Genomic DNA, 15065 nt, shown 5'->3' on the forward strand with positions numbered 1-15065 from the left:
GCGAAGGGGTCTCGTGCGCGATACTGAACAAGCCAACCAAGTGCGCGACGCGGACGTCGTTCTCGGGGATGACTGGGTCATTCCTCAGGACCCCGAGTCGGCCGAGTTGCAGGCCAAGCGGTCGCGGCGGAACCTGTTTACGCTGCGCTATTCGCCTCTGGCGCGCAGGATCATCACGTTCAACCTGATCGCTCTTGTCATCCTGGTGGCAGGGCTGCTGTATCTGGACGACACGCGAAAAGAGCGGGTTCAACAGACCGCAGGCAATCTGGTCGGGGATGCACAGCTTGTCAGCAACGTTTTTGAGACCCAACTGCGCCAGCCTTCCGCCAATGGGGCGGGAGCGCTGGATGTACGGGATACGTTGTCGGGCCTCAGCCTGCCCGAAGGGGGCGAGGTCTTTGTCTATGACAGTACCGGTACACTGATTGGATGGACGCGCGGTGCATCTCCGGCCTCCGAACTGCCAAGCCTGTTGCATCGGGATGCCGGCACCGCCACCGGAAGCACGCTGATCAGCGACGCGCTGAACGCGGTGTGGAGTGGAGTGTCCGCGATCTTCAGCGGTTCTTCTGAAAGTGAGGCTCCGACGCTGGCGCAGCGGGTTCAGGAGATGATCCCAAAGGCGCTGGATGGTGGGACGCAGGTGCAGGCCGTGAAGGACGACCTGGGCCAGACTGTGATTGTGGCCGTCGCTCCGATCCTGTTGGACGATACGCCTGTGGGTGCCGTCGCGATGGCGGGCCCTGCGGGCGAGATTGATGCGCTGGCCCGCAAGGAACAAGAGCGTATCCTTCAGATGTTTGTTGTCGCACTTCTTGTTTCGATTGGCCTGAGCCTCGTTCTTGCCTCGACCATTGCCAACCCTCTTGCCGATCTGGCGGCGGCGGCCGAGATGGGTAAGGATCGTGGCACGGGGGTGAACCCGGGGCGTATCCGCATCCCCGACCTCAGCGCGCGCCCGGATGAGATTGGTCGCCTCAGCCAGGCTTTGCGCGGTATGGTTACGGCGCTCTACAACCGAATTGACGCGAACGAACAGTTTGCCGCCGATGTGGCGCATGAGATCAAGAACCCGCTCGCCAGCCTGCAGTCCGCCGTTGGCACCATGCGCATGGTCAAGCGTGACGACCAGCGGGAAAAGCTGTTGGGGGTGATCGAACATGACGTGCGGCGACTGGATCGTCTGGTCAGTGACATCTCGAATGCGTCGCGGCTGGATGCGGAGCTGGTAAAAGAAGAAGAGCAACCCTTCGATCTTCTCAATCTGCTCGGCAATATCAGTCAGTTTCTGGGCGAAGATGCCCGTTCGAAGGGCATCGACTATATCACTGACCTGCCGTCCGACCCGATCGTGGTCAACGGGCTCGAGGCGCGTCTGGCTCAGGTCTTTGTCAACCTGATCACCAATGCGATTTCTTTCTGCGAGGACAAAGACGCCATCCGTGTCTGGGTGCGCCGCCGTGATAACCGCGTGCTGGTCGTGGTCGAAGACACCGGCCCCGGTATCCCTGATCAGGCTCTGACCAAGATTTTCAAGCGCTTCTATTCCCAACGCCCCGAAGAGCATTTCGGCAATAATTCCGGCCTGGGGTTGGCGATCTCGAAACAGATCGTCGAGGCGCATGGCGGCGTGATCTGGGCCGAAAACATCCGCCCGACCGAAGCGGACATCACCTCGGACCCGCTGGGGGCCCGGTTCGTGGTCGGGCTTCCTGTCTAGAGCGATGGGCAAGCTTCCTCTTTCCGACATTGCGGATCAGGAAACAGCTTGCGTTCACGCCACCTGCATAGCGGTACAGAATGCGGGCGTGTTGATTATCGGTGCTTCGGGCACGGGTAAATCCGCGCTGGCGCTACAGATGATGGCGCTGGGGGCTCAGCTTGTTGCAGATGACAGGGTTAATCTACTGACGCAGGATAACCATGTGATGGCGAGTGCAGTTCCGCAAATCCTTGGATTGATCGAGGCACGTGGTGTCGGCTTGTTGCGGGCTGAACCGGCGGGGCCAGCCCGATTGGCCTATGTTGTGGATTTGGATGGCCCTGAGCCAGCGCGCTTGCCCGAACCAGAAGAAGTTCGGGTGCTGGGGCAAACTGTTCCCTTGCTTCACGCCGCTGGCGTGCCCAACTTGGCCGCAGGACTTATGCAACTTTTGAAGATGGGGCGCGTGGCTCCGGAATGGCCGAATACATGACAGCACAACAGCGCGTCGTACTGGTGACAGGCCCCTCGGGCGCCGGACGTTCAACTGCGATCCATGTGCTTGAGGACCTAGGATTTGAGGCGATTGATAACCTGCCGATGGGTCTGCTGGTGCGATTGCTTGTCAGTTCCAAGCCAACAGGTCCGATGGCTTTGGGCATTGATGCGCGTAACCGGGATTTCTCGACCATCGGCTTCATCGAACTTGCCGCCAAGCTGAACCGGATGGAAGATGTCGACCTGACGATCCTCTATCTGGATTGCAGCGACGAGGTGCTGCTGCGCCGGTTCTCGGAAACCCGCCGCCGCCACCCGGTCGCCGCAGATGCCAGCCCGGAAACTGGTATCCGACAGGAAAAAGAACTGCTGGCCCCGATTCGTGAGATCGCCGACACACTTATCGAAACGAGCGCATTGAACGTTCATCAGTTGCGTGAGGAGGTCGAGCGATGGTTTGCGCCGAAAGGAGGGCGGCATCTGGCGGTGTCAATTGAGTCCTTCTCGTACAAGCGAGGCCTGCCACGTGGTCTGGATATGGTGTTTGATTGCCGTTTCCTGGCTAATCCGTATTGGCGACCCGAATTGCGTACTGCGGATGGTCGAAACGTCGATGTGGCGGCCTATGTTCAATCAGACGCGAATTACGAAGCTTTCTTCGACCGGGTCGTAGACCTGTTGATTGAATTGCTTCCGGCGTTCCGTGAGGAGGGAAAGGCACACCTCTCGGTTGCGTTCGGTTGTACCGGGGGGCAACACCGCTCGGTCGCTGTTGCCGAGGCTGTTGCAAAGGCCCTTGCAGAGGGGGGGCAGCAGGTGGCAATTAGGCATCGCGAGATGGAAAGACGTGCGTTGAATGTGAGGCCGGAGTGATCGGGATCGTAATTGTTGCACATGGTGGATTGGCTCAGGAGTACTTGGCCGCCACGCAGCATGTGGTCGGAAAACAACCCGGACTGGTGGCCATCCCGATTGAAGCCGATCATGATCGTGAGGCGAAACAAGCCGAGATTTGCCGCGCCGCTGATGAGGTCGACATGGGCGACGGGGTCGTTGTCGTGACCGACCTGTTTGGCGGTAGCCCATCGAATCTCAGCCTGCGGGCCTGCGCGCCACAAGACCGGCGAATCCTTTACGGGGCCAACCTGCCCATGCTGATCAAACTGGCCAAAAGCCGCCACCTGCCATTGGCCGAGGCGGTGCGTCTGGCGTTGGAAGCTGGACGAAAATACATCAATGCGCAAAATGTGACGCTGGATTGATACCGGATAGATGCATATGACGAACAAGAGTTTGAAAATTATCAACGAAAAGGGCCTACATGCCCGTGCATCGGCCAAGCTGGTTGAGGTGGTGGAAGGATTTGACGCACGTGCCGAAGTGTCCCGTGACGGACTATCTGCTTCAGGCGACAGCATCATGGGCCTTTTGATGTTGGCAGCGTCGCGCGGAACCACTATTGACGTCGAGACGTCCGGCCCGGATGCTGAGGCGTTGGCAGAAGCTTTGGAAACCTTGGTGAATGATAAATTCGGAGAAGGGTTCTGACGTTACGGCTGCCGCGACATCAAGGATGAAAGACCAGGCAATTGGCGGAAACCACGCACGATACCAAGACAGGCCCTGTCGCAGAGCATGACACAGATCAGGGCGAAATCTACGACCGCAGAACCCTGACCTACGCAAACTCGTTTGACGATGCCTGGACGTCTACGGCTATCCGCGCCATTGAATGGTGTACCGGCAAACTGACCATCCTGCGCATGGTCAACAAGTTCGAGAAACAGAACGAACGCTACCGAGGTCAGAAATTCTGGGGCGGTGCGCTCAAGACCATGGGTATCGAGCTGACAACCCCCGCCGAACAGATCGCGCGTATCCCCAAAGAAGGCCCCGTAGTGGTTGTCGCGAACCATCCGCACGGCATGGTCGATGGCATGATTTTCGCCGAACTCATCGGCCGGGTCCGCAGTGACTATCGCATCCTGACCCGTTCCGTCCTGACCGGATTGGATGAAGCTGCGACCTCATTCATGATCCCGGTGCCGTTCCCGCACGATCCTGAGGCGCAGGCCAAGATGCTCGAGATGCGCAGCAAAACGATGAAACACTTGGCAGATGGAGGCGTTGTCGCGCTGTTCCCGTCTGGCGTGGTGATGTCGTCGGATGATTGGTTCGGCCCAGCTATTGAGCGGGAGTGGAATGTCTTCACCGCGAAGATGATCCGCCGGTCGGGCGCCAAGGTTGTTCCGATCTTTTTCCCGGGAAGCAACTCGCGCTGGTATCAAATCGCCAACCGGATATCGCCCATCCTTCGCCAGGGCCTCCTGCTGCACGAAATCGTCCGATCATGCAACAGACCCCAGTCGCCGGTGATCGGCGGTCCGATTTCGGACGATGACATGGCTCTGCTGGAACGTGATCCTCGTGGCTTCATGGCCTGGCTCAGAAACCACACGATGGCGCTGGGCCAAACGCCTAAATCCTGATCCGCAGCTTCATCTGGCCAAAAAATACTTCGGGAGTGAATTGAGCCATAGGCTCAAGAGAGGGCTGCCCTCTCCCCTTACCGCGTCGGCACCGGGACTTCACCACGGTAATCATAAAATCCACGTTCGGTCTTACGGCCCAGCCATCCGGCCTCGACATATTTAGTCAGCAGCGGGCAGGGGCGGTACTTGGTATCCGCCAACCCATCGTGCAGCACGTTCATGATCGCCAGGCAGGTATCCAGCCCGATAAAATCCGCCAATTCCAACGGTCCCATCGGGTGGTTTGCACCCAGCTTCATCGACTGGTCGATGGACTGAACGCTCCCGACCCCCTCGTACAGGGTATAGACGGCTTCGTTGATCATCGGCATCAGAATACGGTTGACGATAAAGGCCGGGAAATCCTCGGCGCTGGCCGAGGTCTTGCCCAGCCGGTCGACCACCGCCTTGCAGGCATTGAAGGTCGGCTCGTCGGTGGCGATCCCCCGGATCAGCTCGACCAGCTGCATCACCGGCACCGGATTCATGAAATGGAACCCCATGAACCGCTCGGGCCGGTCGGTGCGGCTGGCCAGTCGCGTAATGGAAATAGACGAGGTGTTCGAGGTCAGGATCGTATGGGGCTGCAAATGTGGCAGTAAATCCTCAAAGATCGCTTGTTTGACCGCTTCCCGCTCGGTCGCGGCTTCGATCACGAGGTCGGTCTGACCCAGATCGGGTAGATTCAACGTAGTGGTAATCCGTCCCAACGCGGCTTTCATTGCATCGTCAGTAATCTTGCCGCGCGAGGCCTGACGCGCCAGATTTGTCTCAATCGTCGTGATTGCGCCATCCAGCGCGTCCTGGCTGATATCGTTCAGCAGAACATCATACTCTGCCAACGCCAGGACATGGGCGATACCGTTGCCCATCTGCCCGGCGCCGATCACTCCGACTGATTTTACGTCCATGTTCTGATGCCCTTATTTGCAGGATATGGCGACATTATCGGCAGTTCCGCTCAGGCGGCAAGGGGAGGGGGCCAGTCAAATTCGCTTCAAATGCGCGCATTAGGGATTTTGCAAGACCTGCGGCGTCAAAATGGCAACCGGGTGAAAATTTGGGTGAGTGTGATGAGCTATCAATCAATCAATGCGGACGGCCCCGCTGAAACAACGTGCAGCTACGGTGCCTCGCTGTTGCACTTCAGAGGCCCGCAAAGGGCTCTGAACAGCTCCTACGTGGCGTGTTTGGGAGGTGAGGAAACCTTCGGGCGATTCGTGGAAGATCCCTTTCCCACCATATTGGAGCGCCGACTGGATCGCCGATGCCTTAACCTCGGTAGCCTGTTCTGCGGGGTCGAGGCATTGACGCAGGATGCGGGTCTGCTGGACATCGTGAACGCTGCAGATGTCTGCGTCCTGCAGATGCCTGGTTTGCTGGGCCAATCAAACCGTTTCTACCGCGTGCATCCCCGCCGCAATGACCGTTTCGTGACGCCAACCCCGGATCTCATTGCGCTGTATCCCGAGGAAGATTTCACGGATATCCACTTTGTCCGCCATCTGCTGACCCGTTTGAAGGCGCGATCAGACGCCCGAATCGAGCTTGTCGAACAGGAATTGCGAACAGGATGGATCGAAAGGCTCAGCACCTTTCTGGACAAGGTCCGACCTCCTGTCGTGATGCTGCGCCTGGAGGTGGAGGGTGCTGCTGCGACTTCGATGCCCTACGAACCTGCTGCGGTCGATTCACAGATGATCGAAGCGCTAAGGCCCCGTTGTGCTGAGGTCACAACACTGGGCGTTCAGGTTTCCGGTGTATCTGATGAGCTTGAGGACATGTTGTTTGGCACCCTGCAACAGCCAATGGCGGAGCATATGATTGGCCCGGCCACGCATCGAAGAATAGCTGAGGCTCTAGCGCACGCGATCAACGACGTTGGTGTCTAGATAGAAAAGAAAAGGCCCGCCATTGGCGGGCCTTCCAAGATTTTTCGACGAAAAATCTCTATCTGGGATCAACCGAGTTTTTCGGTGAGTTCCGGCACCGCCTGGAACAGGTCGGCGACCAGACCGAAGTCTGCGACCTGGAAAATTGGTGCCTCTTCGTCCTTGTTGATCGCGACGATGACCTTCGAGTCCTTCATGCCAGCCAGGTGCTGGATCGCACCCGAGATGCCGACAGCGACATACAGATCCGGGGCAACAACCTTACCGGTCTGACCCACCTGCCAGTCGTTCGGGGCGTAGCCCGAGTCAACTGCGGCGCGCGAGGCGCCAACGGCGGCACCCAGCTTGTCAGCCAGGGTTTCGATCAGTTTGAAGTCGTCTTCCGAGCCGACACCACGGCCGCCTGAAACAACAACGCCAGCCGAAGTCAGTTCTGGACGGTCGCTTTCGGCAACCTTGTCCTCGACCCACGACGACAGGCCGGGGTTGTCACCGACCGAGATGGTTTCGACAGCCGCCGAACCACTTTCGCCCGCCGCATCAAAGCTGGCTGTGCGGATGGTCACAACTTTCTTGGCGTCGTTCGACTTCACCGTCTGGATCGCGTTACCCGCATAGATCGGGCGCTCAAACGTCGTGGCGTCGACTACGCCGGACGCATCCGAGATCACCATTACGTCCAGCAGGGCTGCAACGCGCGGCATCACGTTCTTGGCGTCGGTGGTGGCAGGGGCAACGATATGCTCGTATCCATCGGCCAGACCCACGATCAGGGCTGCGGTTGATTCCGCCAGGCGGTGGCCCAGCGAGGCATCTTCGGCGACCAGAACCTTGGACACACCATCGATCTTGGCAGCGGCCTCACCGGCAGCAGCGGCAGAGCCGCCTGCGGCCAGAACGGTGATGTCACCCAGCGATTTGACGGCGGCAACGGTCTTGGCGGTGGCGTCAACCGACAGTTCGCCGTTGTTAACCTCTGCGAGAAGAAGAACAGCCATTACACAGCCCCCGCTTCTTTGAGTTTCTCGACCAGCTCATCAACCGAGCCCACGATGATGCCAGCGGCACGTGCCGGCGGCTCTTCGGTCTTGACGATTTCCAGACGCGGCGTGACGTCGACGCCATAATCGGCGGCGGTTTTTTCATCCAGCGGCTTTTTCTTCGCCTTCATGATGTTGGGCAGCGACGCATAGCGCGGCTCGTTCAGGCGCAGGTCAACGGTCACGATGGTCGGCATCTTGACGCTGATGGTCTGCAGACCGCCATCCACCTCGCGGGTGATCTTGGCGGTGTCGCCTTCGATGTCCAGTTCGGACGCGAAAGTGCCCTGGCTCCAGCCCAGCAGAGCCGACAGCATCTGGCCGGTGGCGTTCATGTCATTGTCGATCGCCTGCTTGCCCGCCAGAACGATGCCCGGCTGCTCTTCTTCGACCACTTTGGCGAGGATCTTGGCAACGGCCAGAGGCTCGATGTCCTGATGCACATCATCGGCAGCGACAACCAGAATAGCGCGGTCGGCGCCCATGGCCAGCGCGGTGCGTAGAGTTTCCTGCGACTGCTTCACACCGATCGAAACCACAACAACCTCATCGGCTTTGCCAGCTTCTTTCAGGCGGATCGCCTCTTCGACTGCGATCTCGTCGAACGGGTTCATCGACATTTTCACATTGGCGAGATCAACACCGCTACCATCCGCTTTGACGCGAACCTTCACGTTGTAGTCAATCACGCGTTTGACAGGCACGAGTACCTTCATTTTAGCGCTTTCTCCTCAAAAAAACGACAAGCCGCCTTACAGCTCGACCGATGCTTTCGCAGGCTTAGATAGCGCCTTGCGCAGCCCGGCAACAGAGCAAAATCGTCACGTCATGGCGTTGGGACGTCGCGTTTTGCCTTTTCTCGCGGGAATCTAAGCTGAATCTCCGACCGGTACGATGTTGGGGAGCAGGGTGAGTTCAGGCGCTAGCCAATGTATCCAGAATCCATGCTGCGTGATTGTGGAGGTTGCCTGACGGATCGGGCCGGTCCATCGCGGCTGCGGCGCGGGCCATCATCTCGGGGCTGCGATACCATTTTGCAACCTGCTTTGCCCGTGTGGCTTGCCCGGGCAGGCTGAACTCATCCTCCGACCAGAAGGCTGTTGACCAGATGCTTGGAAAATGGCCTGCCATGTTCCAATCGTGGGCCAGACGACCAAAGAGATCCGCGTCGCTCCATGACCAGACGTAGCTTAACAGAGGGTCGGGGTCCTGACCGGCGCTGGCGAACATGCACAAGGCATCATCCAAATAGTTGTCCGGAGGTGCAGGGTCTGATGCTTTGAACCGGTCGAGATAAAGCTGGGTAAATCGGTTGATGATCTCGGCTTCCCGCGCTGTCCACCGATCCGGCAGGCCCGTTCCGAATCGTTTCAAACTGACTTCCAGGCCGACGTCTGCAATCTCTTGCCCTTGTGCCAGCAATTCCATCACCCGCGGCAGCAGATAGCGGGACAGGGCCAGAGAGACCAACGGGTCGGAGGCGGCAAAAAACCAATCTTTCACATAGTGAAGGGGGAGGTCCCGAATATCAGGCTCGAAGAAATGATCCTCGATCTCGGGATACATGCAGCATCGTTCGCACACATCCAGCGATGTCGGCTTTGGCCTATCGAAGACGGCATATGCGTCTTCGATACAGGTCGCCAGCGCCGGTGTCAGCGGTTCGCGCCCGGAACCCATAGCACATCATCCCGCCCGCCATTGTTGGCACAGCGTGCGGCAACAAAGAACCAGTCGCTGAGACGGTTGAGATATTTCACAGCCGTCTCGTTCACCGGTTCCATGTTGGTCAGTTCAACCGCCAGCCGTTCAGCCCGTCGCGAAACAGTACGGCACACGTGCAAATGCGCCGCCAAACGAGAACCACCGGGCAGGATGAAACTGCGCAGGGGTTCGAGCGTGTCGTTCATCGCGTCGATCTCGGCCTCAAGCCGGTCGATCTGGGCGGGAACGATGCGCAGGGGCGGATAGTCGGCCTCGGCATCCTTGTCCATGTCGGGGCGGCAGAAATCGGCGCCAAGATCGAACAGGTCGTTCTGGATGCGTGACAGGGCCGCTTCGACCTCTCCGTCCGCTTCGGTTCGCGCCACGCCAACAAATGAATTCAGTTCATCTACCGTGCCATAGGCCGCCACGCGTCCGGAATACTTGGCGACCCGTTCACCATTGCCCAGCGCGGTTTTCCCGTCATCACCCGTGCGTGTGTAAATCTTGTTGAGAACGACCATCTGCTAAACTCCTTGTCCGCGCAGGTAGACGTAGAGCACGATCAACACCACGGCAACGAACTGGAGTAGGATACGCAGGCGCATCATTTTGTTGCTTCTTAGCGCGGCGTCCTTGCCGGGTTTTCCGAAATTAGCGATGCCAAGTACCAGCACCGCGACCACCGCCGCCATGGCCAAAAGCAGTACGACCATCAACAGGTCCATAGAGTCACCGTTCGCGTTTGTTTTCCCAATGGCTCTGATCTAGCCTTGATGGGGCCAAAAGCGAACGGGTAATTTCGCCTCAGATGTCAGATAGGATGCGATCTATGGTTCGGGTCGGCAGAATACGGCGCAGGCATCCGGCGATATAGGTCGGTGTTGTCACGTAATATCGCGCACGCGGGCGTCTGGATTCGACCGCGTGGGCCAGCTTCGCGGTAACGGCCGAAGCAGGGAGTTCGAACCTGTCGGTTCCCGACGATTCGTAGAGACGTTTCAGCAGCGATTCCTCGTATCGCTGCCGCAGGGCCGAGTTTTTCCAATCGATAAAGCGTTCGAACACCGGGATCGAGTTCACGCGGATTTTCGAGGTGACCGGGCCCGGTTCGATCAGGATGACTTTGATATCGGTATCACGCAGTTCCAGCCTCAATGTGTCGGTCAGACCTTCGATGGCGTATTTGGTGGCGACATATGCCCCGCGCCATGGAAACGCGACCAGCCCCAGAACGGACGAGTTCTGCACGATGCGCCCATGCCCCTGAGCGCGCATGACGGGAATCACCTGCCGGGTCAGTTCGTGCCAGCCAAAAACATTGGTCTCGAAAATCAGGCGGAGCCCTTCGATGGGGACATCCTCGACCGCGCCGGGAAGGCCATGTGCGCCGTTGTTGAACAGTGCATCCAGCGTACCGCCGGTCGCTTCCAGAACCTGGTGCAGACCGGATGTGATGCTGTCGGTGTCGGTGTAGTCGATCAGAGGGCTCTCAAAACCCTGCGCCCGCAGCCGGTCGCAGTCGCGCTGTTGCCGACAGGAGGCAAAGACACGCCAGCCCCGTGCGCGCATCCCGTGCGCCGCGTCCAGACCGATGCCGGACGAGCAGCCTGTAATAAGAATGGATTTTTGCATGTCGTTTCCGAAACTGAACCTCGCACATAGCTATTGCGAGGTTCCGGGCAGGACAATGACACAGTTGCGTCAGTTTGTTGGTTTCCGAACCAGTGAGGCAGAAATCCAACCCACACGCTGATCGGGAAAAAGCCGCAGGCGCAGCCAGCCAGTGCCGGAATCACTCAGTACCTCAACGCGTTGTCCAATTGTTGCCTTGGCGATGATGGGATAGATCGTTCCGGGCCCGTCGCGCATGTTCACCCGTGTGCCCGAAATCTCCCGGATGTCTTTTTCCGGCTCGACCACCTGCGATGTCGGGGTGATGTCGTCCTGAATCTCGGTTTCCACTTGCAGCAATCCGGCGGCCCCGTCCTCGAGCGAAGCCAGAGTGAAGCTGACTCCGTTCTCGTCAAACGCTGAAAACTGAGACAACGGATCGGTTGTGACTTGGGACAAGACAGCGGCAGCGTCATCAATCGCCAGGGGTTCGGGCTCAATTCGTGCCGGAACGGTGCGTGCGGCGACGTTGGTTACAAGATCTTTTGCACGCGAGGCTGGAACGGGGGCTGATTTGGGCTCTGGCACCGAAGCGACGCGGAGGGGTTGCTCTGCACGGGTTCCACGTGGCTCGAAATCCGGGCCTCCGCTCATCACGTAGAAACTCCATCCGAGCATGGCAAATGTGATAATTATTACGCGCGTCATGGCGCACCCCCTGGATAATCGTAACAACAATAAAGGCAGCAGTCTTAATGTCCGAGAGCTTAACATAAATCGGGCTTTGAGTCGAAAAATGGGGGAAATCCGATACTTGCCTCCCCCTGTTGCAAAAAGCGCGACTTGTCCCCAGCAAAATATGTGTCGATTGCTTTACCAAGCCGTGCTTGCGTCGTATCACATCATGTATGAACGATACGATCGATGACCCCAATATGGAGACCCCTGAGAACGGGGGCGAGATAGCCGAGCCGCTGCGCCGCGCAATTGGTGAGCGCTACCTGACCTATGCGCTGTCCACCATCATGCACCGCGCTTTGCCCGATGCGCGCGACGGGCTGAAGCCGGTTCACCGGCGAATCCTCTACGCGATGCGCGAGTTGCGACTCAGTGCAACTGGAGGGTTCCGGAAGTCTGCGAAAATCTCTGGCGACGTGATGGGTAACTATCACCCGCATGGCGACGCCGCGATTTACGATGCGATGGCGCGCCTAGCGCAGGATTTCAACGTCCGCTATCCGCTTGTCGACGGGCAGGGAAATTTCGGCAATATCGACGGCGATAACCCGGCGGCTTCGCGATACACCGAGGCGCGGATGACCATCGTGGCCGAGGCGCTGCTTGAGGGTCTGAACGAAGACGCTGTCGATTTCCGCGACAATTATGATGGCACGCTGACCGAACCGGTCATGCTGCCCGCGCAATTCCCGAACCTGCTGGCCAACGGAGCCAGCGGGATTGCGGTGGGGATGGCGACGAATATTCCGCCGCATAATATCGAAGAACTGTGCAACGCCTGTTTGCATCTCATCAAATATCCAAATGCTGGCGATGATAAGCTGCTTGATTTCGTGCCCGGACCGGATTTCCCGACCGGCGGCGTGATTGTCGAGCCGCCTGAGAACATCGCGCAAGCCTATAGGACCGGTCGCGGCTCGTTCCGCCTCCGCTGTAAATACGAGGTTGAAGACCTTGGCCGAGGCCAGTGGCAGATCATCGTCACCGAAATCCCCTATCAGGTTCAGAAATCCAAGCTGATCGAAAAGATCGCCGAGCTGATCCAGACCAAGAAAATCCCCATCCTCGCTGATGTGCGCGACGAATCCGCAGACGACATCCGCCTGATCCTTGAGCCACGCTCCAAGAACGTGGACCCCGAGGTGCTGATGGGGATGCTCTATCGAAACTCGGACCTCGAGGTGCGGTTCAGCCTGAACATGAACGTTCTGATCGACGGGGTGACACCCAAGGTCTGCTCGATGAAGGAGGTGCTGCGCGCCTTCCTCGATCACCGGCAAGAGGTGCTGATCCGGCGGTCGCGTCACCGCATGGCGAAGATCGACCACCGGTTAGAGGTCTTGGAGGGCTTTATCGTCGCTTTCCTGAACCTCGACCGGGTGATCGATATCATCCGCTACGACGACGACCCCAAAGCCGCGCTGATGCGCGAGGATTGGGGGATCGATCATGTCCGCGCGACCAGCGAGGCCGATTACGTCTCGCCCAAACCGGGCGAGGGCGAGCTGTCCGAGGTTCAGGTTGACGCGATCCTCAACATGCGCCTGCGCAGCTTGCGCCGTCTGGAAGAGATGGAACTCGTCCGTGAGCGTGACGAGTTGATGCTGGAACGCGCCAACCTCGAAGACCTTTTGGCCGACGAAGGCTTGCAATGGTCCAAGATCGCCGAGCAGTTGAAAGAGACCAAGAAGACCTTCGGCAAAGATTACGAAGGCGGTGCACGCCGAACGCAGTTTGCTGAAGCCGGACAGGTCGAAGAGGTGCCGCTTGAGGCGATGATCGACAAGGAACCGATCACGGTGGTCTGCTCTCAGATGGGCTGGATTCGCGCCATGACCGGCCATATCGACCTCAAGCGAGAGCTGAAGTTCAAAGATGGTGACGGCCCGCGGTTCATCTTCCACGCGGAAACGACGGACCGGCTGCTGGTCTTCGCCTCAAATGGTCGATTCTATACCGTCAGTGCCGCAAACCTGCCGGGCGGGCGCGGCATGGGCGAACCTTTACGCCTGATGGTCGATCTGCCGAACGAAGCGCAGATTATCGACATCCTGATCCACAAGCCGGGGCGCAAGCTGCTGGTGGCCTCGGACGCAGGCAACGGGTTCATGGTGCCCGAAGATGACGTGCTGGCGCAGACGCGCAACGGTAAGCAGGTACTGAACGTCAAAGGAGACGAGACGGCGATGATCTGTAAGCCGGTCGCGGGCGACCACGTGGCCGTTGTGTCTCAGAACGGTAAGTTCCTTGTGTTCCCGACAGAAGAACTGCCCGAGATGACCCGCGGCAAGGGCGTGCGCCTACAGAAATACAATATGGCGCGCGGTCGACAGGGAACACTGGAACTGGATGGCGGACTGTCTGACGTGACGACCTTCAATTGGGAAGAAGGTCTGAAATGGTCCATGGGGGGCGACAAAACCCGACATGAGGCCGATATGTCTCAATGGCTGGCAAAGCGGGCTGGCGTTGGCAAGAAAGCGCCCTATGGCTTCCCGAGAGACTATAAATTCTCGTGATCTGCACCTCGCTGTGATGGAATTCCGCCGATACGGCTTGGCACAGGCCGTATCGGTGCGCTAGATCAAAGAAAACAAGCCTATCGAGACGAGACACATGTTGCGCATTCTGACCCTGATCACCGGACTGGCCCTGATGGGCGCGTGTACACAAACGCAGGTTTATGAGCCGCCTGAGTCGTTGGGTGAGTTCAAGCTGCGCGTGAACTACGCCTTTGCTGAGAAGGCTAAGCAAGGCCCGGTTTCACGGGATGCGACACCCAAGGAGTGGGAAAACGCCATTCAGAATGCTGTCGATATCCGTCTGGGCCGGTACGAAGGTGCGCAGGAATACGACATTGGCATCAGCCTTGAGGGCTACATGCTTGCGCCTCCGGGAATCCCTGTCATCTACAACCCCAAAAGCACAGCAATCGTTCTTGTGAACGTTTATGATGTGAACAAGAAAGAGTTTCTGGCTAAAGGAAAGCAGTTTCAGGTGCTGGAAGACACGACCGGCGGTAGTGCACTCAAAGGGTCGGGTCATGAACGCACAAAAGAAGAGCAGATGAGTGGGCTGGCCCTGAAGGTCGCCGACCGGGTTGAAGAGTGGCTCGCCGAAGAACATAAAGACAACGGCTGGTTTGATCGCCGTCCAGACCTGATCCAGCCGCTGGAAACCGAGGTCGTGACGCAAAATCCGGCGTCCTGACTGGCTTTTCCATCAGGATGTGCTTGATTTTCCCCCCTGAACCCAATATCTCGCGCGCGCAGATGTAACCACGGGACCAAGGGTCCCCCAAATCGCAAAAGGGCGCCTGAGGAATGGCAAAGGAAAAGTTTGA

The 15065-nt window shown here is 58.4% G+C and carries 17 protein-coding genes; 9 read left to right on the forward strand and 8 right to left on the reverse strand.

All coding sequences use genetic code 11. The features are described from left to right. Positions 1-13: 13 nt before the first annotated feature. Genes RA27_RS17025 through RA27_RS17050 form a run of 6 tightly spaced genes read left to right on the forward strand, consistent with a single transcriptional unit; the run spans position 14 to position 4692 of the window. A complete protein-coding gene (locus tag RA27_RS17025) occupies positions 14-1723 on the forward strand; it encodes a sensor histidine kinase (protein ID WP_039541774.1) in 1710 nt (569 codons plus the stop codon). Between the two features lie 4 nt (positions 1724-1727). After that, a complete protein-coding gene (locus tag RA27_RS17030) occupies positions 1728-2198 on the forward strand; it encodes a serine kinase (protein ID WP_052265334.1) in 471 nt (156 codons plus the stop codon). Further along, positions 2195-3076, forward strand: a complete 882-nt coding sequence (gene rapZ / locus RA27_RS17035) for an RNase adapter RapZ (protein WP_241484095.1) — start codon at positions 2195-2197, stop codon at positions 3074-3076. The genes RA27_RS17030 and rapZ overlap by 4 nt, the downstream gene beginning before the upstream one ends. Beyond that, the gene (locus RA27_RS17040) at positions 3073-3465 is read left to right on the forward strand and encodes a PTS fructose transporter subunit IIA (protein WP_039541780.1); all 393 of its coding nucleotides are present in this window, start codon (positions 3073-3075) and stop codon (positions 3463-3465) included. The genes rapZ and RA27_RS17040 overlap by 4 nt, the downstream gene beginning before the upstream one ends. A 16-nt stretch (positions 3466-3481) precedes the next feature. Further along, on the forward strand, positions 3482-3751 hold the full coding sequence (locus RA27_RS17045; RefSeq protein ID WP_039541855.1) for an HPr family phosphocarrier protein: 270 nt from the start codon (positions 3482-3484) through the stop codon (positions 3749-3751). A 41-nt stretch (positions 3752-3792) separates the two neighbouring features. Then, the gene (locus tag RA27_RS17050; RefSeq protein WP_039541783.1) at positions 3793-4692 is read left to right on the forward strand and encodes a lysophospholipid acyltransferase family protein; all 900 of its coding nucleotides are present in this window, start codon (positions 3793-3795) and stop codon (positions 4690-4692) included. A 77-nt stretch (positions 4693-4769) separates the two neighbouring features. Here RA27_RS17050 and RA27_RS17055 read toward each other — a convergent pair whose 3' ends face one another. Beyond that, positions 4770-5645 carry a 3-hydroxybutyryl-CoA dehydrogenase gene (locus tag RA27_RS17055; protein ID WP_039541785.1) on the reverse strand — a complete coding sequence of 292 codons (876 nt, stop codon included), beginning with the start codon at positions 5643-5645 and terminating at the stop codon, positions 4770-4772. 162 nt (positions 5646-5807) lie between these two features. Here RA27_RS17055 and RA27_RS17060 point away from each other — a divergent pair, with 162 nt between their 5' ends. Beyond that, entirely contained in the window at positions 5808-6626 is an 819-nt protein-coding gene (locus tag RA27_RS17060) for a DUF6473 family protein (RefSeq protein WP_039541858.1), read from the forward strand. A gap of 68 nt (positions 6627-6694) precedes the next feature. On the opposite strand, the gene RA27_RS17065 is transcribed toward RA27_RS17060, so the two are convergent. From RA27_RS17065 to RA27_RS17095, 7 genes are all read right to left on the reverse strand, one after another. Continuing rightward, the gene (locus RA27_RS17065; RefSeq protein WP_039541788.1) at positions 6695-7624 is read right to left on the reverse strand and encodes an electron transfer flavoprotein subunit alpha/FixB family protein; all 930 of its coding nucleotides are present in this window, start codon (positions 7622-7624) and stop codon (positions 6695-6697) included. After that, entirely contained in the window at positions 7624-8382 is a 759-nt protein-coding gene (locus RA27_RS17070; protein WP_039541791.1) for an electron transfer flavoprotein subunit beta/FixA family protein, read from the reverse strand. The genes RA27_RS17065 and RA27_RS17070 overlap by 1 nt, the downstream gene beginning before the upstream one ends. Before the next feature lie 199 nt (positions 8383-8581). Beyond that, on the reverse strand, positions 8582-9346 hold the full coding sequence (locus RA27_RS17075; RefSeq protein WP_039541793.1) for a hypothetical protein: 765 nt from the start codon (positions 9344-9346) through the stop codon (positions 8582-8584). Then, the gene (locus RA27_RS17080) at positions 9322-9894 is read right to left on the reverse strand and encodes a cob(I)yrinic acid a,c-diamide adenosyltransferase (protein ID WP_039541795.1); all 573 of its coding nucleotides are present in this window, start codon (positions 9892-9894) and stop codon (positions 9322-9324) included. Before RA27_RS17080 ends, RA27_RS17075 begins: the two co-directional genes overlap by 25 nt. A gap of 3 nt (positions 9895-9897) precedes the next feature. Beyond that, a complete protein-coding gene (locus RA27_RS17085) occupies positions 9898-10098 on the reverse strand; it encodes a twin transmembrane helix small protein (RefSeq protein ID WP_039541798.1) in 201 nt (66 codons plus the stop codon). Positions 10099-10177: 79 nt separating this feature from the next. Continuing rightward, positions 10178-11005, reverse strand: a complete 828-nt coding sequence (locus tag RA27_RS17090) for an SDR family NAD(P)-dependent oxidoreductase (RefSeq protein ID WP_039541802.1) — start codon at positions 11003-11005, stop codon at positions 10178-10180. Positions 11006-11074: 69 nt separating this feature from the next. Continuing rightward, complete coding sequence (locus RA27_RS17095) at positions 11075-11692, reverse strand: SH3 domain-containing protein (RefSeq protein WP_241484096.1); 618 nt, start codon at positions 11690-11692, stop codon at positions 11075-11077. A gap of 200 nt (positions 11693-11892) precedes the next feature. Between RA27_RS17095 and RA27_RS17100 the strand changes: the two genes are divergently transcribed. Both RA27_RS17100 and RA27_RS17105 read left to right on the forward strand, forming a co-directional pair. After that, a complete protein-coding gene (locus RA27_RS17100; protein ID WP_039541805.1) occupies positions 11893-14241 on the forward strand; it encodes a DNA topoisomerase IV subunit A in 2349 nt (782 codons plus the stop codon). A 97-nt stretch (positions 14242-14338) separates the two neighbouring features. After that, positions 14339-14932: a hypothetical protein gene (locus tag RA27_RS17105; RefSeq protein WP_039541808.1), complete on the forward strand. Its 594-nt coding sequence runs from the start codon at positions 14339-14341 to the stop codon at positions 14930-14932. The last annotated feature ends 133 nt before the right edge of the window (positions 14933-15065 follow it).

The sequence above is a fragment of the Ruegeria sp. ANG-R genome, from assembly GCF_000813985.1.
In the GTDB taxonomy this organism is placed as follows: domain Bacteria; phylum Pseudomonadota; class Alphaproteobacteria; order Rhodobacterales; family Rhodobacteraceae; genus Ruegeria.